Origin of the sequence: Synechococcus sp. MW101C3 (assembly GCF_002252635.1) — a bacterium.
Taxonomy (GTDB): Bacteria; Cyanobacteriota; Cyanobacteriia; order PCC-6307; family Cyanobiaceae; genus MW101C3.
The window spans coordinates 248382-266074 of the sequence record NZ_NQKX01000004.1 but is presented as its reverse complement, the minus strand read 5'-3'; the positions used below and the strand labels follow the sequence as shown (position 1 = coordinate 266074).

17 protein-coding genes and 1 riboswitch are annotated in these 17693 nt (G+C 69.2%); of the genes, 7 read left to right on the top strand and 10 right to left on the bottom strand.

The annotated features are described in order from the left end of the window. Positions 1-5: 5 nt before the first annotated feature. Positions 6-398: a hydrogenase maturation nickel metallochaperone HypA gene (locus tag CJZ80_RS06745; protein WP_094511388.1), complete on the bottom strand. Its 393-nt coding sequence runs from the start codon at positions 396-398 to the stop codon at positions 6-8. 3 nt (positions 399-401) lie between these two features. Next, complete coding sequence (gene speB, locus CJZ80_RS06740; RefSeq protein ID WP_094511384.1) at positions 402-1607, bottom strand: agmatinase; 1206 nt, start codon at positions 1605-1607, stop codon at positions 402-404. 26 nt (positions 1608-1633) lie between these two features. Then, positions 1634-1755, bottom strand: a riboswitch (guanidine-I (ykkC/yxkD leader). Positions 1756-1896: 141 nt separating this feature from the next. Between speB and CJZ80_RS06735 the strand changes: the two genes are divergently transcribed. Then, entirely contained in the window at positions 1897-3279 is a 1383-nt protein-coding gene (locus CJZ80_RS06735) for an APC family permease (RefSeq protein ID WP_094511382.1), read from the top strand. On the opposite strand, the gene dnaB is transcribed toward CJZ80_RS06735, so the two are convergent. From dnaB to CJZ80_RS06720, 3 genes are all read right to left on the bottom strand, one after another. After that, the gene (gene dnaB / locus CJZ80_RS06730) at positions 3239-4699 is read right to left on the bottom strand and encodes a replicative DNA helicase (RefSeq protein ID WP_094511379.1); all 1461 of its coding nucleotides are present in this window, start codon (positions 4697-4699) and stop codon (positions 3239-3241) included. The genes CJZ80_RS06735 and dnaB overlap by 41 nt on opposite strands. 169 nt (positions 4700-4868) lie before the next feature. Then, a complete protein-coding gene (gene rplI, locus CJZ80_RS06725; RefSeq protein WP_094511377.1) occupies positions 4869-5327 on the bottom strand; it encodes a 50S ribosomal protein L9 in 459 nt (152 codons plus the stop codon). 98 nt (positions 5328-5425) lie between these two features. Beyond that, complete coding sequence (locus tag CJZ80_RS06720) at positions 5426-6418, bottom strand: fatty acid desaturase (protein WP_094511375.1); 993 nt, start codon at positions 6416-6418, stop codon at positions 5426-5428. A 55-nt stretch (positions 6419-6473) separates the two neighbouring features. Here CJZ80_RS06720 and CJZ80_RS06715 point away from each other — a divergent pair, with 55 nt between their 5' ends. Then, positions 6474-7244, top strand: a complete 771-nt coding sequence (locus CJZ80_RS06715; RefSeq protein ID WP_094511371.1) for a hypothetical protein — start codon at positions 6474-6476, stop codon at positions 7242-7244. On the opposite strand, the gene CJZ80_RS06710 is transcribed toward CJZ80_RS06715, so the two are convergent. Next, positions 7226-8113, bottom strand: coding sequence for a fatty acid desaturase (locus CJZ80_RS06710; protein WP_233132887.1), 888 nt, complete (start codon positions 8111-8113; stop codon positions 7226-7228). The two genes, CJZ80_RS06715 and CJZ80_RS06710, sit on opposite strands and share 19 nt — an antisense overlap. A 313-nt stretch (positions 8114-8426) precedes the next feature. Here CJZ80_RS06710 and CJZ80_RS06705 point away from each other — a divergent pair, with 313 nt between their 5' ends. The 4 genes from CJZ80_RS06705 to CJZ80_RS06690 all read left to right on the top strand — a co-directional run bounded on the left by CJZ80_RS06705 (position 8427) and on the right by CJZ80_RS06690 (position 13876). Next, positions 8427-9698, top strand: coding sequence for a methionine gamma-lyase family protein (locus CJZ80_RS06705; protein ID WP_094511367.1), 1272 nt, complete (start codon positions 8427-8429; stop codon positions 9696-9698). 52 nt (positions 9699-9750) lie between these two features. After that, entirely contained in the window at positions 9751-10140 is a 390-nt protein-coding gene (gene gcvH / locus CJZ80_RS06700; protein ID WP_094511364.1) for a glycine cleavage system protein GcvH, read from the top strand. 198 nt (positions 10141-10338) lie between these two features. After that, complete coding sequence (gene gcvP / locus CJZ80_RS06695) at positions 10339-13284, top strand: aminomethyl-transferring glycine dehydrogenase (RefSeq protein WP_233132886.1); 2946 nt, start codon at positions 10339-10341, stop codon at positions 13282-13284. A 379-nt stretch (positions 13285-13663) separates the two neighbouring features. Next, complete coding sequence (locus CJZ80_RS06690) at positions 13664-13876, top strand: hypothetical protein (protein WP_233132877.1); 213 nt, start codon at positions 13664-13666, stop codon at positions 13874-13876. Positions 13877-13885: 9 nt separating this feature from the next. On the opposite strand, the gene CJZ80_RS15015 is transcribed toward CJZ80_RS06690, so the two are convergent. The 3 genes from CJZ80_RS15015 to CJZ80_RS06675 all read right to left on the bottom strand — a co-directional run bounded on the left by CJZ80_RS15015 (position 13886) and on the right by CJZ80_RS06675 (position 16263). Beyond that, positions 13886-14155, bottom strand: a complete 270-nt coding sequence (locus tag CJZ80_RS15015; RefSeq protein ID WP_144036955.1) for a hypothetical protein — start codon at positions 14153-14155, stop codon at positions 13886-13888. Positions 14156-14276: 121 nt separating this feature from the next. Further along, positions 14277-15074, bottom strand: coding sequence for a pirin-like bicupin family protein (locus CJZ80_RS06680; RefSeq protein WP_094511358.1), 798 nt, complete (start codon positions 15072-15074; stop codon positions 14277-14279). A gap of 115 nt (positions 15075-15189) precedes the next feature. Continuing rightward, positions 15190-16263 carry an alkene reductase gene (locus CJZ80_RS06675; protein WP_094511356.1) on the bottom strand — a complete coding sequence of 358 codons (1074 nt, stop codon included), beginning with the start codon at positions 16261-16263 and terminating at the stop codon, positions 15190-15192. A 242-nt stretch (positions 16264-16505) separates the two neighbouring features. On the opposite strand from CJZ80_RS06675, the gene CJZ80_RS06670 reads away from it, so the two are divergent. Beyond that, positions 16506-16856 carry a helix-turn-helix domain-containing protein gene (locus CJZ80_RS06670; RefSeq protein ID WP_094511354.1) on the top strand — a complete coding sequence of 117 codons (351 nt, stop codon included), beginning with the start codon at positions 16506-16508 and terminating at the stop codon, positions 16854-16856. 35 nt (positions 16857-16891) lie between these two features. Here the strand turns inward: CJZ80_RS06670 and CJZ80_RS06665 are convergent, their stop codons facing one another. After that, positions 16892-17602 (bottom strand): rubrerythrin family protein, encoded by a 711-nt coding sequence (locus CJZ80_RS06665; RefSeq protein ID WP_094511352.1) that lies wholly within the window; start codon positions 17600-17602, stop codon positions 16892-16894. Positions 17603-17693 lie beyond the last annotated feature (91 nt).

Sequence of the window (17693 nt, the reverse complement as noted above, 5' to 3'; positions counted from 1 at the left end):
GGCGTTCAGGCGGAAAGGATGGAAGCCCGGTCTGCGGGTACAGCGGGGGAGGTGTAATCGATGCTGCGAATCCTCAGCTCACGGCCCGAGAGGATCTCCTCCATCGGGTGGTGGCAGCAGGGAGATTGATAGGCCTGGGCAGGGTCGGGGCTGTAGTCGCTGCCGCAGGCCACACAGCGCGCCCGCAGCGGCACCGATTCGATGCGCAGCTCCGAACCATCCAGCCAACTGCCCTGCACCGCGGCCCCGTAGGTGAACACCAGCGCGGCGGGTTCCACGCAGGTGAAGGTGCCCACCTGCAGATGCACGACCTGCACGCAGGGAACGTGGGGATGGTGCTCCTGCTTCCACTCTTCGAGCGAAAGCAGCAGGCAGCGGGTCATGTCCACTTCATGCATGGCTCACCTCCATTTCTGGTCGACGTTCATGTTGCAGGCCTCATGCAGCCAGGCTGGTTTCTGCTTGCGGGGCAGCTGACCGCTCACCACCAGGTGGGCCATCACATCGCAGATCACGCGCGTGGCCATCAGGGACGTCATGTCGCTGATGTCGTAGGGGGGGGAAACTTCCACCACCTCAAGGCCACACACCGGCACGTTGCGCACGATCAGCTCCAGCAGCTTGAGGGCTTCCCGTGGCAGCAGGCCGCCCGGTTCCGGCCAGCCGGTGCCGGGCACGAAGCCGGCGTCGATGCAGTCGATGTCGAAGGAGATGTAGACGCAGTCGGTGCCATCGGTGGCGCGCTCGATCGCATACTTCGCGGCGGCCTCCAGGCCCATGTCGCAGATGTCCGTGACGGTGAGCACGTTGGTGCCCCGCTCGCGGCACACCTTCACCCCTTCGCGCGGCACCTGCCAGCCGCCGATGCCGAGCTGCACCAGGTTCTCGGCCGGCGCGTTGGCCATGTTGGTGGCATGGAACCAGGGGCAGGTGTGCATGCGTTCATCCAGGTCGATCTCCTGGGTGTCCACATGGCGGTCGAAGTGGATGATGCCCACCTTCTTGTCGCCGAGGTGGCGGCAGACGCCCCGCACCGTGGGGAAGCCGATCGAGTGATCACCGCCGAGCAGAATCGGGAAGGCGCCGCTGGCGAACACATGCGCCACCCCCTTGGAGATCTGGTCGAAGCTCTTCTCGTTGTTGGCGGGAATCGTGAAGATGTCGCCCACATCGCAGAGGCTGATCGATTCGCGCAGATCCACCCCCATTTCGTAGTTGTAGGGGGTGTAAAGCGCTGAGATGCGGCGGATGCCCTGGGGGCCGAAGCGGGTGCCGGGGCGGTAGGTGGTGCCGCAATCGTGCGGGATGCCCACGATCGCCACATCGAAGTCACCGACGCGGTTCACGTCTTCGATGTAGGGCGCCTTCATGAAGGTGTTGATGCCCGCGTAGTGGGGCAGCTCACCGCGCGAGAAGGTGGAGATGCGCCGGTCAACGATGCTCTCGGCCGCTTCGAGGCCATAGCGCAGCCCCTGGTCCACCTCCTGCTGCCAACCGGTGAGCGGCAGACGGGCTTCCTTCTCGAGCGCCTCGGCGCCCTGCTGGCCGGCGCCTGTACTGGAACTGCGGCGGTCAAAGGCCTCTTCAGGCCCTGGGGTTGCTGTCATGGCGGAACACGGAGGTGGGGGGTGCGGTCTCCCGGGCTTTTATCCCTCCGTGCAACCGGGTGACCCCGGTGAGCCTCTCTCGGACCAGACGCCCATGCCTGCTCGCTGATGCGAACAGACGCAGACCGGAACCCTAGAAGCTTCTTCCGCTGCGCCCAGAGTCCACCGAAGCCCCAGGAAAGACTGTGGCCACAACTACGGAATGGTCGGCTGGCCGGCCGCGCCGGGGTGCTTGCAACCGCGCGCCGCTGCACCAGCCTTACGCTTCGGAGCCGCCGTGGGGCCTGCGATGGAACCCAACCCAACGGCCAGAACGCCGGAACCGGAACCACCAGCGCCCGCCGCCGCCGGCGGCTTGCTGCACATCCTCGGGCTGGGCTTCGGGCTGGCTGGGGCGGTGGGCGGCTCGATGGGTGCCGGCATCCTGCGCACCCCGGGGCTGGTGGCGGCCCAGCTGGGCAGCGCTCCGCTGATCCTGCTGGCCTGGCTGGTGGGTGGGCTCTATGCCCTCTGCGGTGCCTTCGCCGTGGCGGAACTGGGAGCGGCCCTGCCCCGTGCCGGTGGCTGGACGATCTACGCCCGCCGCGCCCTCGGCGATCGCGCCGGCTTTGCCGTGGGCTGGATCGACTGGCTCGGCCATTGCGCCGGCCTGGCCTGGGTGGCGATCACGATCGGGGAGTTCGCCCGCGGCCTGGTGCCGGCGCTGCCCCCCGGCGGCAAGGCGGTGGCCCTGTTCACCCTGGTGGGCTTCGCCCTGCTGCAACGGCTGGGCCTGCGGGCGGGCAGCCTCAGCCAGCAGATCCTCAGCCTGCTCAAGGCCGTCGCTTTTCTGGCCTTGATCGGCGCCTGCCTGCTGGTGGCCCCGCCCGCCGCCAGCACGAGCGCGCCGCTGCTGGCCCCGAGCGACACCCCGCTGGCCCTGGCCGCCGCCGGGGTGTTCGCGCTTCAGGCCGTGATCACCACCTACGACGGCTGGCAGAGCCCGATCTACTTCGCTGAGGAGTTCACCGCGCCGGCCACCGACCTGCCCCGCTCCCTGATCGGCGGCGTGGTCGCCGTCACGGGGGTCTACCTGCTGGTGAACGTGGCCCTGCTCAAGGTGCTGCCGCTGGAGGCGATGGCCGCCTCCACCCTGCCGCTGGCCGACGCTGCCGCCCGCCTGTTCGGGCCGTTCAGCGCCCAGCTGATCACCGCCCTGGCGCTGCTGTCCTCAATCGGGCTGGTCAACACGGTGATCATGTGTGCGCCGCGCATCCTGTTCGGCCTCAGCCGCGATGGCCTGTTCCTGCCCGTCTTCGCGCGGGTGAATGCGGGCGGCACCCCCGATGCGGCCCTGCTGCTCACCACCGCCGTGACGGCGACCCTGATCCTCTGCGGCGATTTCCAGCTGCTGCTGGGTGTGTCCGTCTTTTTCTATGTGCTGCTCTATTTCACCGGCATCACGTCGCTGTTTCTGCTGCGCTGGCGGGAACCGGAGCTGGAGCGCCCGGTGCGGGCCTGGGGCTACCCGCTCAGCGCGGCGGTGGTGTGGCTGGGCTCGCTCGCCTTTCTGATCAGCGCCGCCATCGGCGACAGCACCAACAGCCTGATCGCCGCCGGGTTGATCGCCCTCAGCCTGCCGGCGCAGCTGCTCAGCCGCCGGATGGGCTCGCCAGATTGCGGAAGCGGGTGAACTGCGGCTCGAACAGCAGCTTCACCGTGCCCACCGGGCCGTTGCGGTGCTTGGTGACGATCACTTCGGTGATGCCGCGATCGGCCGTGTCCGGGTTGTAGTACTCGTCGCGGTAGATCATCAGCACCAGGTCGGCGTCCTGCTCGATGGAGCCCGATTCACGCAGATCGCTCAGCATCGGCCGCTTGTTGGTACGGCTCTCCACGCCGCGGCTGAGCTGGGAAAGGGCGATCACCGGCACGTTCAGCTCGCGGGCCATGCCCTTGAGGCCCCGGGTGATGCGCGACAGCTCCTGCACGCGGTTGTCGGGGGTGGAGCCCTCCATCAGCTGCAGATAATCGATCACGATCAGGCCCAGCTCCTTGCCCTGCTCGGCCATCAGCCGCCGGCAGAGCGAGCGCATCTCCAGCACGCCCGCATTCGGCTTGTCGTCGATGAACAGGGGCAGCTGGCCCAGGGTGTTGATGCCCTGGCCCAGCAGCGGCCATTCCTCCTGCTGCAGGCGCCCGGTGCGCAGCCGGCCGCTCTCGATCCCCACCTCCATCGAAAGCAGCCGGTAGGTGAGCTGCTCCTTGCTCATCTCCAGCGAAAACACGCACACCGGCAGCTGGTGGAGCTGGGCCACGTTCTTGGCGATGTTGAGCACGATCGAGGTTTTGCCCATCGCCGGCCGACCCGCCACGATGATCAGATCGCTGCGCTGCAGGCCCTGGGTGATGGCGTCGAGGTCGTAGAAGTTGACCGCGATGCCAGCCATCGACGTGCCGACGGAGCGGCTTTCGATCTCGTTGAAGGTGCTGGTGAGGATTTCGGCGGTGGGGGTGAGCCCCACCGACGGTTTCTCCTGGCTGATCGCGAAGATCTGCTGCTCCGCCTCATCGAGCACCTGCTCCATCGGCTTCGACTGGTCGAAACCCAGCCGGATCACCTCGTTGCCGGAGCGGATCAACTGACGGCGCAGGTATTTGTCCATCACCAGGCGGGCGACCTGGTCGATCGAGGCGGTGCTGAGCGTGCGCTCCACCAGCTCCACCAGCCGGTTGGTGCCGCCCACCTTCTCCAGCTGGCCCGTATCGGCCAACCAGGCGGCCATGGCGGTGAGGTCGGTGGGCTTGCCCTGGCTGTGCAGCATCAGGGCGGTGCGGTACACCTCCCGGTGGGCTGTGAGATAGAAGGCCTCCGGACGCAGCACGTCGGCGATGCGGCCCATGGCGTCGGGGTCGAGCAGGATGCCGCCCAACACCGCCTCCTCCGCCTCCAGGTTCTGGGGAGGCAGCTGGTCGGGCAGGGCCTCGAAGCGGGCTTCGTCCTGCTCGCGCCCGCGCCGCCGGAACGGCCCGGCACCGCCCGCCGCCCCGCCTGGCGCGGTCGTGGGCACGGCACCGGGGCCGTCCGCAGCTGGAAAAGGGACGCTCACCATGGCGGCAGGCTAAGGGTTCCCGGCCGACGCTCCGGTGTGCGTTGGTGCCCCGTGCGGGCGGCGGCGGGGCCGATGCAGCAGCCGCGCGAGCCCACAAAAAAACCGCCAGAACCCTCAGGGGCCTGGCGGCTGGGCAGGGAAAGGAGCGGGCGGCGAGGCCGCCTGGCGCTCAGTGGCTGACCACTTCCAGGTTGATCTCGGCCACCACGTCGTGGTGGAGCTTGATCTGCACCTTGTAGGAGCCGGTGCGGTGGATCTCGGGCACCTCGATATGGCGGCGGTCGACCTCTTTCTTGGTGGCCGCTTCGATGGCCTCGGCCACATCGCCGTTGGTGACGGTGCCGAAGAGGACGTCGTCACCGCCGGTCTGCTTCTTGACCGTGAAGCGGCCGATGGTGTTCAAGGCCGTGCGGAAGGCTTCCGCCTCCTGCAGCAGCACGGCCTGGCGCTCGGCCTCCTTGGCGCGGCGGTGCTCCACCTGACGCAGCACCGCCGGGGTGACGGGCACGGCTTTGCCTTGGGGGAGCAGGAAGTTGCGGGCGTAGCCGGGCGCCACTTCCACCAGCTCACCGTCCTTGCCGAGGCTGAGAATGTCCTCGCTGAGGACAACGGATACACGCTTGGCCATGGGATCGGGTTAGGGAAACAGGGAGTGCCGCTGGGCGGATCGATGAGCGGGGGCCACCGCCGGGGTGGCGTGCCGCTCAGGCAATCCGACACCTTAAGTCAGAGGGCTGCCGTGGCCTTCGGCAGGCGCACCTGGGTGGCCAGGCCCAGGGCCTTCAGCAGCCGGATGTGCTGCCAGGTGAGGTCGAACTGACGGGGACCGAAACCGTGGCGGGCCGAGTGGGGGAAGGCGTGGTGGTTGTTGTGCCAGCCCTCACCGAAGGTGAGCGCCGCCACCCAGGGGTTGTTGCGTGACTTGTCGCCGCTGACGTGGGCGATGCTGCCCCAGCAGTGGGTGGCGCTGTTCACCAGCCAGGTGCAGTGGTAGAGCACCACCAGGCGCAGCGGGATGCCCCACAGAACCAGGGCCCAGCCGCCGGCACCGGTGACCGTGCCGATCCAGAACAGCAGCAGGCCCAGGGGCACCTGCAGCAGCAGGAAGTTGGTGTTCAGCCAGCGGTAGTAGGGGTCGCGGGCCAGATCACCGGTGAGCCGGGGCACGGCGGCCATCGCCGGGATCTCTTCCATCATCCAGCCCATGTGGCTCCACCAGAAGCCCTTGTGGCTGTTGTGGTGGTCGGCGTCGGTGTCCGAGAACTTGTGGTGGTGGCGGTGCAGGCCGGCCCAGTCGATCGGACCGTGCTGGCAGCTGAGCGCGCCGCAGGTGGCGAAGAAGCGCTCCAGCCACTGGGGCACCCGCAGGGCCCGGTGGGCCAGCAGGCGGTGGTAGCCGAGCGTGACGCCCAGGCAGCCGGTGACCCAATAGAGCACCAGCATGGAGGTGACGGCCGGCACGCTCCAGAACTGGGGCAGCAGGGCCAGCACGGCCAGCAGGTGGATCACGATCATGAAGCCGATCGTGCCCCAGCGGCGACCCGGTGGCGAGGAGGGGATGGGTTCACCGCGGCGGGGGCGATGCAGCGCCTGAGCCCGGGGCAGGGAGAGGGCTGCCGGCACAAGGCTGGCAACGCCGGCAGGCTTGGCGGCTACGGCCTTGGCCCTCCTTTCTGAGACGGCCGCCCATGGGGCACGGCGCTGGGGCGTGACGGTCATAGGGGCTGGTTCCTGATCGGTCTTTTAGAATAGTAGCAGTTCGGATTCGGATTGAGTGGGATATCAGGAAGAAATCGGATCAGGCCGTGAAGCCTTTGCGCATCTGATCAGGGCCTGGCATGAGCGCAACGGCTGGTCCCACCGCGTCCTTCCCGGTTTAGCCGAGGTGCTTGATCTCGGCCGCCTCCACAGTTCCCAGGTGTCGATGCTGCGCAACCGCAAGCTGGCCTCCCCGGGACCGGAGGTGTTTCTCGCCTTGGGGCGCATCAACCAATGGATCGCCGCGTCCGGCAGCGCCGACAGCCGCAGCGCCCTGACCGGCCACCCGGAACTGCTCGAAGCGCTGGGGACCGGCAGTGTGCCGCTGCTCAACGACGACGACGGACGGCCCCTCGGGCCCGGGGGATTTCTGGAGATTTTCGTGGGCCAGCGTCAACCGCCGGCCGCTTTCGACCTGCGCATCGCCTCGGCCGAGGCCCCGGCCCTCAGCTTCGCCTTGGCGGAGCTGCTCACCGCCGGCAGGCCCTGGCGCCTGTGCCGCGAGGCCGTCCTGGGGGCGTACCCGCCGGAGAAGGCGCAGCGGCGCGAGCGCTTCGCGGCGGTGATGGCCGGTCAGCGGGATTTTGAAGCCGCAGAGCTGGAAAGCGAGCTGCTGGACCTGAAAAGCACCCTGGCGGGCCTGGGTGCTGCCGGCGACCAGGAACTGAGCACGGCTCAGTTCCTGACCGTGCTGCGACGCAAGGCTGCTCAGCTGGCTGACAGCACGGTGGCCGGTGCGACCAGCAGCGAACTGGGGGCCGCCATCCGTCAGGAGTTGGGGGCGTAGGCCGCACCGGGCACGTAGCGGGCCTCACGGATTCGCTTGGCCAGGCCCAGGGAACGCAGCAGCTTGATGTGCTGCCAGGTGATGTCGAACTCGAACCAGCGCAGGCCGTGGCGGGCGCTGGCCGGGTGGGCATGGTGGTTGTTGTGCCAGCCCTCGCCGAAGGAGAGGATCGCCACCCACCAGCAGTTGCGCGACAGATCAGGGCTGTCGAAGTTGCGGTAGCCGAAGGCGTGGGTGGCGCTGTTCACCAGCCAGGTGACGTGATAAACGATCACCAGCCGCAGGGGGATGGCCCAGAGCACCATGCCCAGGCCGCCGCCGTGCACATTGGCCCGCTCGCCGTACCACCACAGGGCCGCGCCCAGGGGGATCTGCAGCAGCAGGAACCAGCGATCCAGCCAGCGGTAGAAGGGGTCGCGCTGCAGGTCGCCCGTGAACCTCTCCACGTGCTGCACGGCAGGGATCTCATGCAGCATCCAGTCGCTGTGACTCCACCAGAGGCCGCGGCCGGCGTCGTGGTGGTCGTTGGCCTGGTCAGAGAACTTGTGGTGGTGGCGGTGCAGCCCCACCCATTCGATCGGGCCGCTCTGGCAGGCCAGAGTGCCCATCAGCACCAGGGTGCGCTCCACCCAGCGGGGGGCGACGAAGCTGCGGTGGGCCAGCAGGCGGTGCAGGCCGAGCGTGACCCCCAGCACCGTGACCCAGTAGAGAACCGCCAGCGCCACCACGCTCTGCCAGCTCCAGAAGCGGGGCAGCAGGGCGAACACCGCCCCGACGTGGATGGCGAGCATGAACGCCGTGGTGCCGAACTTGTACGTCCGCTGGCCCTTTGGCAGAGGCGGGCGTCGGGCCGTCACACCGGCGCGGATGAGGGCTTCCTGGCGATCGGAAGCGTGGCCCCCATGGCTGCGCAGGGGCTTGAACGGGGCCCGCGGATCCGCCGGGGTAGCGGTCGAAGGGGCATCTGAAGCGGCGACCAAATGAACTCTCGCGAAAGTGACGCAGGCTGGAGTTCACCCGTTCGCCCTCAGCGGGCAGAACCCGCTGCTGGAAGCTCCCGAAGGAGAGAGTGGCTCACCAGAACCTGGTGATGAAGGCCGTTTGTAGCCAACACATCAGCAGGAAATCTAGCGGCGAGGGTGAGGCCGGCAGGCAGCATGGCCACCGGCTTGGGTGGCGGGGATGGACGGGCAGGACGAGAAAGGAACCGCCTCGGCCTGGGCCTGCGAGCAGGTGGCAGCCGCCGCTGCGCGGATCGCGCCGCTGGCGGCCCGGCACACCGCCGCGGTGAAGCCCGGACTGGAGAGGGTGCTGGCCGCCTTCGCCGCCGAACGTCTCGGCCCCCATCACTTCGCCTCGGTGAGCGGCTACGGCCATGGCGACCTGGGCCGGGAGGTGCTGGACCGGGTGTTCGCCCGGGTGCTGGGGGCGGAGGCGGCGGCGGTGCGGCTGCAGTTCGTCAGCGGCACCCACGCCATCGCCGCAGCCCTGTTCGGCGTGCTGCGGCCGGGCGACCGCCTGCTCTCGATCACCGGCCGTCCTTACGACACATTGGAAGAGGTGATCGGCCTGCGCGGCAGCGGCCAGGGGTCGCTGGCCGAGTTCGGCATCCACTACGACGAGCTCGCCCTGCGGGCCGACGGCACGGTGGAGGAGGACGGCCTCGCCGCCGCCCTCACACCCCCCACCCGGCTGGTGCTGATCCAGCGCAGTTGCGGCTACAGCTGGCGGCCCTCGCTGCAGGTGGCCACGATCGGCCGCCTGGTGGAGCGCGTGAAGCAGCTGCAGCCCGGTTGCCTCTGCTTCGTCGACAACTGCTATGGCGAATTCGTGGAGGGGCTGGAGCCCCCGGCCGTGGGCGCCGACCTGATCGCCGGCTCGCTGATCAAGAACGCCGGCGGCACGATTGCCCCCACCGGCGGCTACGTGGCCGGCGGCGCCGAATGGGTGGAGCGGGCCTGCTGCCGGCTGACGGCGCCGGGCATCGGCAGCGAGGGGGGCACCGGCTTCGATCTCTATCGGCTGCTGTTCCAGGGGTTGTTCCTGGCGCCTCAGATGGTGGCAGAGGCCCTGATCGGCGCCGAGCTGGTGGCCTCCGTGTTCAGCGCACTCGGCTATGCCGTGCAGCCGCTGGTGGGGGCCCCCCGCAGTGACGTGATCCAGGCAGTGCGCTTCGGGGCGCCGGAGCCGTTGATCCAGGTGTGCCGCGCCTTTCAGGCCTGTTCGCCGGTGGGCGCTTACCTCGACCCGGTGCCGGCGCCCATGCCGGGATACGCCAGTGAGCTGGTGATGGCCGGCGGCAGCTTCATCGACGGCAGCACCAGTGAGTTCTCCGCCGACGCCCCCCTGCGCGAGCCCTACGTGCTGTTCGCCCAGGGAGGCACCCACCGCGCCCACGTGGAGCTGGCCCTGGAGCGGGCGCTCACGGCCCTGAATCCGCAGCGGCTGAGCTGAGCCCGCAGCGCCAAGGCCGGTCAGACTGGCCTCGTCTTTGCTTCCGCCTTCGATGGCGCTCCAGTTCCCCGACGACTGCCGCTATGCGGACAGCCATGAATACGCCCGGCCGGATGGGGAGCTGATGCGCATCGGCGTGAGCGCCTTCGCCGTCGATCAGCTGGGCGACATCGTGTTCGTAGAGCTGCCGGAGGTGGGCAGCCAGCTGGAGCGAGGCTCCAGTTTCGGCTCGGTGGAATCGGTGAAGGCGGTGGAGGAGATGTACGCGCCGATCAGCGGCACGGTGGAGCTGCGCAACGAAGCGGTGCTGACCAGCCCGGAGGAACTGCAGAACGATCCCCACGGCGAAGGCTGGCTGCTGCTGGTGCGCCCCAGCGACGCCGCCGAATTCGCTGATCTCATGGATGCCGCCACTTACCGCCTGAAGGTGGAAGGCAGCTGAGCGACAAAGGGGCGGGCTTTGCAAGGCGGGCCTCGCGAAAGGGCTGGGCGCCGTGTTGGAGCGGCGTCTCGACAGATTTCCCTAAGATCCGCCCCTATTGCCGGGCGTCGCGCCGTGACCGCACCCTTCGCTGACCCCGACGGCTCCTCTCCTTTCCTGGAGCGGCATCTCGGGCCATCGCCCCAGGAGCTGCAGGCGATGCTCGAACGGCTGGGCGCCAGTGATCTGGAGACGTTCGTGGCCGAGGTGGTGCCGGCCGACATCCTGATCGACGCGAGCGCCGCGGCGGCCGACCTGCCGCTGGGGGTGGACGAAGCCCAGGCGCTGGGCGAGCTGCGCGCCATCGCTGCCACCAACCAGGTCCGCCGCAGCCTGATCGGCCTCGGCTACTACGGCACCGTGACGCCGGCACTGATCCAGCGCCAGGTGCTGGAAAACCCCTGCTGGTACACGGCCTACACCCCTTACCAGGCTGAGATCGCCCAGGGCCGCCTGGAGGCGCTGCTCAACTTCCAGACCCTGATCAGCGAACTCACCGGCCTGCCGATCGCCAACGCCTCGCTGCTGGATGAAGGCACCGCCGCGGCCGAAGCGATGGCGCTCAGCTTCGGCGCCTGTCGGCGGCCTGAAGCCCGCCGCTTCCTGGTGGATCAGGACGTGTTCCCCCAGACCCTGGCCGTGCTGCAGACCCGGGCCGAACCGCTCGGCCTCGTGGTGGAGCTGGTGGATCCCGCCACGCTCGCCGCTGGCAATGCGGCCTCTCCCCTCGACCCCACGGCGTTCGGGCTGCTGCTGCAACTGCCCGGCGCCAGCGGCCGCCTCTGGGATCCGCGCGCGGCGATCGCCGCCGCCCATGCGGTCGGGGCGATGGTGACGGCGGCGGTGGATCCGCTGGCCCAGGTGCTGCTGGAGCCGGTGGGTGCCCTCGGCGTCGACATTGCCGTGGGCAGCACCCAGCGCTTCGGCGTGCCGCTCGGCGGCGGCGGGCCCCATGCCGCCTTCTTCGCCACCACCGACGCGCACAAGCGCCAGATTCCCGGCCGGCTGGTGGGTCGCTCGCTGGATGCGGAAGGCCGCCCAGCCCTGCGCCTGGCCCTGCAGACCCGCGAGCAGCACATCCGCCGCGACAAGGCCACCAGCAACATCTGCACCGCCCAGGTGTTGCTGGCGGTGATGGCCAGCTTCTATGCGGTGCATCACGGCCCCGGCGGGCTCACGGCGATGGCCCGGCGGGTGCTGCGTCAGCGGGCCGCCCTGGCTGCGGGCCTCGCTGGCCTCGGGCTGGCGGTGCAGCCCGGCGCCGCCTTCGACACGCTCAGCCTCACCCTGCCCGGGGCCGGCGAGCTGCTGGAGCGGGCGGATGCCGCCGGCTTCAATCTGCGGCCGCTCACCGCACCGGGCGGGGCGCTCACCGGTGTGGCGATCAGCCTGGATGAGCGCACCGACAGCGTCGAGCTCGACCGCTTGCTCGCCCTCTTCGCCGCCGCTGTCGGCCCGGATGGCACAGGCCGCCTAGAAGGCCCTGACAGGGCAGAGCACAACGCTGGCCCCCTGCCCACCGCCGCCGCCCTGCTCGCCGCCCTGCCCGACGACGCCACCCTGCTGGCGGGGGTGCCCCTGCGCCATGAGCCCTGGCTGCAGCAGGAGGTGTTCCAGCGGCACCACAGCGAGTCGGAACTGCTGCGCTACATCCAGCACCTGGTGGCGAAGGATCTCTCGCTGGTGCACGGCATGATCCCGCTCGGCAGCTGCACGATGAAGCTCAATGCCGCCGCCGAACTGGCGCCGGTGAGCTGGCCCGCCTTCGCCGAACTGCATCCCTTCGCCCCCGCCGCCCAGCAGGCCGGCTACCAGCGGCTGGTGGCCGATCTGGAGGCCTGGCTGGCGGTGATCACCGGCTTTGCCGGGGTGTCGCTGCAACCCAACGCCGGCTCCCAGGGGGAATATGCGGGGCTGCTGGTGATCCGGGCCTGGCACCACAGCCGCGGCGAGGCCCATCGCAACGTCTGTCTGATTCCCACCAGTGCCCACGGCACCAACCCGGCCAGCGCCGTGATGGCCGGGTTGCAGGTTGTGCCGGTGGCCTGCGATGCCAACGGCAACATCGATCTCGATGACCTGGAGGCAAAAGCCGCCCAGCACGCCGATGCTCTCGCGGCCGTGATGGTCACCTATCCCTCCACCCACGGCGTGTTCGAAACCGGCATCCGCCGGCTCTGCGAGGTGGTCCACCGCCACGGCGGCCAGGTGTACCTCGATGGCGCCAACCTCAACGCCCAGGTGGGCCTGGCCAAACCCGGCCACTACGGCGCCGACGTGTGCCACCTGAACCTGCACAAAACCTTCTGCATCCCCCACGGCGGTGGCGGGCCGGGGGTCGGGCCGATTGCCGTCGCCAGCCATCTGGTGCCGTTCCTGCCGGGCCACCCGCTGGGGGCCGTGGGCGGCCAGGCGGCGATCGGGCCAGTGTCAGCCGCCCCCTGGGGCAGCGCCGGCATCCTGCCGATCAGCTGGATGTACATCCGCATGATGGGTGGCGCCGGCCTGAGGCAGGCCAGCGCGGTGGCGCTGCTCTCCGCCAACGTGATCGCCGAGCGGCTCCAGCCCCACTACCCGGTGCTGTTCCGCGGCAGCGGCGGCCGTGTGGCCCACGAATGCATCCTGGATCTGCGGCCGCTGAAACGCAGCGCCGGCCTCGAGGTCGACGACCTGGCCAAGCGGCTGATGGATTACGGCTTCCATGCCCCCACGGTGAGCTGGCCGGTAGCGGGCACGGTGATGGTGGAGCCCACCGAAAGCGAATCCCTGGCGGAGATCGACCGCTTCTGCGACGCCATGGTGGCAATCCGCGCCGAGGCGGCTGCGATCGAGGCGGGGCAGGCCGATGCGCAGAACAACCCCTTGAAGCGGGCGCCGCACACCGTGGCGGCCGTCACCGCCGACCTCTGGGATCGCCCTTACAGCCGCAGCGAGGCGGCCTTCCCGGCTGGCGACAGCCAGCGGCAGAACAAGTTCTGGCCGGCGGTGGCCCGCATCGACAACGCCTATGGCGATCGCAACCTGGTGTGCACCTGCCCCTCGGTGGAGGAGCTGGCCAGCAGCAGCGTGGCCGTCACGCCGCAGCGGGTGGCGCTGGCGATCTGAGCGCCCGCCATGCCGTGCCGATCAGGCCGGGCGGCTCCGAGCAGGCCTGGGGCCTCGCCTCTCTATCGGCGCTGAGCCGGCACGCCTAGCCGTTCAGACGCCGCCCACGATCAACACCATCACGATAGGGAGCTGATTAGGCAGTGACTGGAGTTTCAGACGGGCATGTGTGCCACTGCTACAATCAACTGATTGTTTAAAGAATTCCCGGTTGCTGGATCCCACCCCACGAGGCAAGCTCGGGCGACAAGTCACAGGATCAGCAGCCCCCAAGGCCACGGCAAACGTCTCGACCCACCCAATGAACGGCAACGACGGCCCTCCCTTCAATCCTCCGACGCTCTCTGAGCTGTCGATCCGTGCTGACAAACCCGCTCCGTTGACGCGCGCCCCCGAACTGCCGCCGATTCCCGGATCCCTGGCCCATTCCTCCGCCCGCGGCGAAACAATCCGTGTGGAGGGCACCAACGTGGTGCGTGTTCCCTTCGGCGTGCGTCAACCCCGCCGGCACCGTCCGGCACGTCCGGACACCTGGGTCACCCTGGTGCTTCCCTTCCAGGCCGGGGGGCCCACACCGCCGCAGGCGGCCTGAGCCAAGGTCTCAGGCGGCCTTGCCGAGCCGCCAATCCACCAAGGCCTTCACATCCGCCAGTGAACTGGCGGGAGCCCGGAAGGGCAGCACGTCCATGGGGCTGCGCTCCGGGCGGACCAGCCAGGTGAGATCAGGCTGAGGCATGAGCACGAAACCGCGGTAGCGCACCACCCAACTCCGGCCGTTGCCATCGGCAGACGGAAGAATGGTGGGCAGGCTGGCGTCAGAGCGAGAGCGGGCTGTGGCCATCACCGAACGCGGTAACGGGAACACCCCCATTTGAGCGAACTCATTCGCATTCGGCAGCATCTTTCGCTTCCTTTCGGCAAGGAATTAACGACGCCTAGGACACACCCAGGTCGACCTGGATCCAGGCCAGCCAGAACCAACCCGCCCCAATTCAGGCCAACTCAAACAGCAGCAGGTCGGCGCCGGCTTCACCGGTCACCAGCTCTCGCGGCACCGCATGGGCGGCGGCGGGGAGGGCGCTGGTGGGGGTGCTGGCCGGAGGAGTGCCAGTGCCACTGGCTGAGCCTGGGACCTCGAAGCCCAGGCCATCGCCGCGCTCCAGCCGGCGGCCGCCTTCCAGCGTGAGGCTGCCGTCGATCAGCTGCATCCAGAGCCGGTGGCCGGCCGCCGCTGGCAGCTCCAGGCGGGTGCCGGCCGCCGGCCGGGCGCGCCAGAGCCGCACCGGTCGGTGCACCGCCATGGCGCCGTCCCGCCGCTCGGGGTCCAGCAGCAGGGTCCAGCCCTCCCCGACGGCGAAGGGCTTCTGCTCATAGGCGGGCGGGATGCCGGTGCTGGAAGGTTCGATCCAGATCTGCAGCAACCGGCAGGGGGTCGCCCCTTTGTTGATTTCGCTGTGCACCACACCGGTGCCGGCGCTCATGCGCTGCACTTCACCAGCGCGCAACACCTCACCGTTGCCCATCGAATCGCGGTGGGTGAGTTCCCCTTCCACCATCACCGTGACGATCTCCATGTCGTTGTGGGGATGCATGCCGAAGCCGCGGCCGGCGGCGATCGTGTCGTCGTTGATCACCCGCAGCGGACCGAATCCCATCCAGGCCGGATCGAAGTGGCTGGAGAAGGAAAAGCTGTGCCAGCTGTCCAGCCAGTCGAGCTGGCTGTGGAAGCGCTCCGTGCCGGGGCGGAACACCGGGGTAGCGGCAGAACGCTGGGCGTTGGTGGTGGTCATGGCGAGGCTCCCGGGAGTGGATGGTGGGTGAGGAGGGGATGGGTCGGGCCTGGCGCAGGCAACGGGTGGCACTGGGTCTCGAGCAGCACAGGCTGGGGGCCTGCGCCAGCGTTGATCAGGCAGCGGCGCTCAGGAAGGGGTAGTCGGTGTAGCCGGCGGGGCCGGGGCTGTAGAAGGTGGCAGGGTCCGGCGTGTTGAGCGGTGCGCCGCTGCGCAGCCGCTCCGGCAGATCCGGGTTGGCCAGGAAGGCCGTGCCGAAGGCCACCGCATCGATGGCGCCGGCGGCGATGGCGGCGTTGGCTTCGGCGGCGGTGTAGCCCATGTTGGCGATCAGCACCCCCTGGAAGCGCTCGCGCACCGGCGTGAGCACATCGCCCAGCTGCTGCTGGAGGAAGTCGCCGCGCATCAGGTGCAGGTAAGCGAGGCCGGTGCCGTTGAGGTGATCGGCCAGCCAGCTGGCGAGCGCCACGGGATCGCTGTCGCGCATGGCGTTGTAGCTGTTGAGCGGCGAGAGGCGCAGCCCCAACAGCTCCGTTTCGGCGCGTACCGCCTCGATCACCTCCAGCAGCAGCCGCGCCCGGTTCTCGATCGGGCCGCCATAGGGGCCGCTGCGCTGGTTGCTGCCATCGCGCAGGAATTCATCGAGGAGATAGCCATTGGCGCCGTGCACCTCCACGCCGTCGAAACCGGCAGCGATGGCGTGGCGGGCCGCCAACCGGAAGCCCGCCACGATCGCCGGCAGCTCGTCGTCGGCCAGGGCGCGCGGCACCACGTAATCCACCTTGCCCTGGGGGGTGTGGATCTGGTCGCCGCTGATGGCGATGGCGCTGGGGGCCACCGGCTGAAGGCCGTTGTTGAGCAGGGGATGGCAGGCCCGGCCGCCGTGCCAGATCTGCAGCACGATCCGGCCGCCGCGGGCGTGCACCGCCTCGGTGGTGCATGTCCAGCCCTCCACCTGGGCCGCCGAATGGATGCCGGGTTCGCGGATGAAGGCGGAGTGGCCCTCCATCGCCATGGTGGCCTCGGCAATGATCAACCCGGCGGAGGCCCGCTGGCCGTAGTACTCCGCCATCAGCGGGCCGGCGATATGGCCCGCTTCGGCGCGGGATCGGGTGAGCGGGGCCATCAGCACCCGGTTGGGCAGCTCCAGGGGCCCTACGGCCAGGGGCGTGAACAGGTCGATGGTCATGGCGGAAACGACGGATGACCGGGACGGGCTGCCGCCACAGGATGGCCCCGCTCCACTGGCTTGGCAGGTGTGCAAGGTCACCGGTCGGCCAGGCGGAAGCGATGGGGATCAGCCCATCAAGCGGGCGGCAGCTCTCCCCCTTGGATCAGAGTGGATCGCTTGGGGCCTGCCTGACAAGAACGCACCGCCATGTGCGTCACTCACCTGTCAGTAACCCTGGTGCCAGTGGATGGTGCAAGCGCATGGAGCAAGCGGATGGATTCGCGGATGGATTCCTGGACGCCCACGACCACACCCAATGCCCTGCCGAGCTGGCGCTGAGCGTCATGCGGGGGCGCTGGAAGGTGCACGTGCTGCGGGAGCTGGCGGAGGGCACGCAGCGGTTTTCCGGCTTGCAGCGGGCCCTGGTGGGCGTGAGCCACAAGGTGCTCACCAGCCAGCTGCGGGAGCTGGAGGCCGCAGGGGTGGTGGAGCGCGAGGTGTTTGCCGAGGTGCCGCCGCGGGTGGAATACCGCCTCACCCCGCGCGGCCGGTCGCTGATTCCCGTGCTGGAGAGCCTGCACGCCTGGGGGGCGGCGCCACCGGAGTCGTGATGGCCGCGGCAGCGCGCTCCAGCGGTTTCGGCGGCTCAGGCCGGCAGCAGCACCGGCTCCCGGTAGGGGATGAAATTGGCCTTGCGGGTGCCGCAGAGCGGGCAGACCCAGCTGTCGGGGATGGCCTCGAACGGCGTGCCGGCGACGATGCCTGAGTCCGGATCGCCCAGGGCCGGGTCGTAGATCACCGAACACACCTTGCAGATCCACAGGCCGGCCACGGGCTCGCTTTCTCCGGCCGCGCCCTGGCCCTGAAGGGCTTCGAGGGCCACGCTGTAACGGTCGGCGTGGTGGTGCTCGATCGGGGTGAGCCGGCCGAAGTTGCTGGCCGCCTGACGGAAGAGGCCGGCATGCTGCTCGGATTCGGCGATCTGCTCGGTGAATTCGGCCACGGCACCGTCATCGCGATCGGCGCGGGCCTGGGCGGCGAACTCCGGATACATGGTGGTGTACTCGTAGGTTTCACCCTCGATCGCCAGCTCCAGGCAGCGGCTCAGCACCTGTTGTCTGGCTTCTTCTGAGAGCGCGGCGGGATCGGCCACCACCAGCTCGGGGTGGAGCAGGCGGAAGTGCGCGAAGGCGTGCTCGGTTTCCTGGGCGGCGGTGTCGCGGAAGAGGCGGGCCAGCTCGCTGTTGCCGAGCTGCTTGGCCACATCAGCGAAGAAAAGGTACTTGCGGTTGGCCATGCTCTCGCCGCCGAAGGCCGCTTCGAGGTTGGCGAGGGTGCCGGGTTTGGCGATGTCCATGGAGACGGCGTGCAGTGGGATGGGAGGTGGGCCGTTGCAAGGCGACGGTGGCGCAGCGCGGTGCCCCGGGCCTGTGGGGAGGCTGGGATGA

Bases quoted from the DNA above. Each gene is read 5' to 3' on its own strand.
- CJZ80_RS06745 (WP_094511388.1), bottom strand. From the start codon at position 398: ATGCATGAAGTGGACATGACCCGCTGCCTGCTGCTTTCGCTCGAAGAG.
- speB (WP_094511384.1), bottom strand. From the start codon at position 1,607: ATGACAGCAACCCCAGGGCCTGAAGAGGCCTTTGACCGCCGCAGTTCC.
- CJZ80_RS06735 (WP_094511382.1), top strand. From the start codon at position 1,897: ATGGAACCCAACCCAACGGCCAGAACGCCGGAACCGGAACCACCAGCG.
- dnaB (WP_094511379.1), bottom strand. From the start codon at position 4,699: ATGGTGAGCGTCCCTTTTCCAGCTGCGGACGGCCCCGGTGCCGTGCCC.
- rplI (WP_094511377.1), bottom strand. From the start codon at position 5,327: ATGGCCAAGCGTGTATCCGTTGTCCTCAGCGAGGACATTCTCAGCCTC.
- CJZ80_RS06720 (WP_094511375.1), bottom strand. From the start codon at position 6,418: ATGACCGTCACGCCCCAGCGCCGTGCCCCATGGGCGGCCGTCTCAGAA.
- CJZ80_RS06705 (WP_094511367.1), top strand. From the start codon at position 8,427: ATGGACGGGCAGGACGAGAAAGGAACCGCCTCGGCCTGGGCCTGCGAG.
- gcvH (WP_094511364.1), top strand. From the start codon at position 9,751: ATGGCGCTCCAGTTCCCCGACGACTGCCGCTATGCGGACAGCCATGAA.
- gcvP (WP_233132886.1), top strand. From the start codon at position 10,339: ATGCTCGAACGGCTGGGCGCCAGTGATCTGGAGACGTTCGTGGCCGAG.
- CJZ80_RS15015 (WP_144036955.1), bottom strand. From the start codon at position 14,155: ATGGGGGTGTTCCCGTTACCGCGTTCGGTGATGGCCACAGCCCGCTCT.
- CJZ80_RS06680 (WP_094511358.1), bottom strand. From the start codon at position 15,074: ATGACCACCACCAACGCCCAGCGTTCTGCCGCTACCCCGGTGTTCCGC.
- CJZ80_RS06675 (WP_094511356.1), bottom strand. From the start codon at position 16,263: ATGACCATCGACCTGTTCACGCCCCTGGCCGTAGGGCCCCTGGAGCTG.
- CJZ80_RS06670 (WP_094511354.1), top strand. From the start codon at position 16,506: ATGGAGCAAGCGGATGGATTCGCGGATGGATTCCTGGACGCCCACGAC.
- CJZ80_RS06665 (WP_094511352.1), bottom strand. From the start codon at position 17,602: ATGGACATCGCCAAACCCGGCACCCTCGCCAACCTCGAAGCGGCCTTC.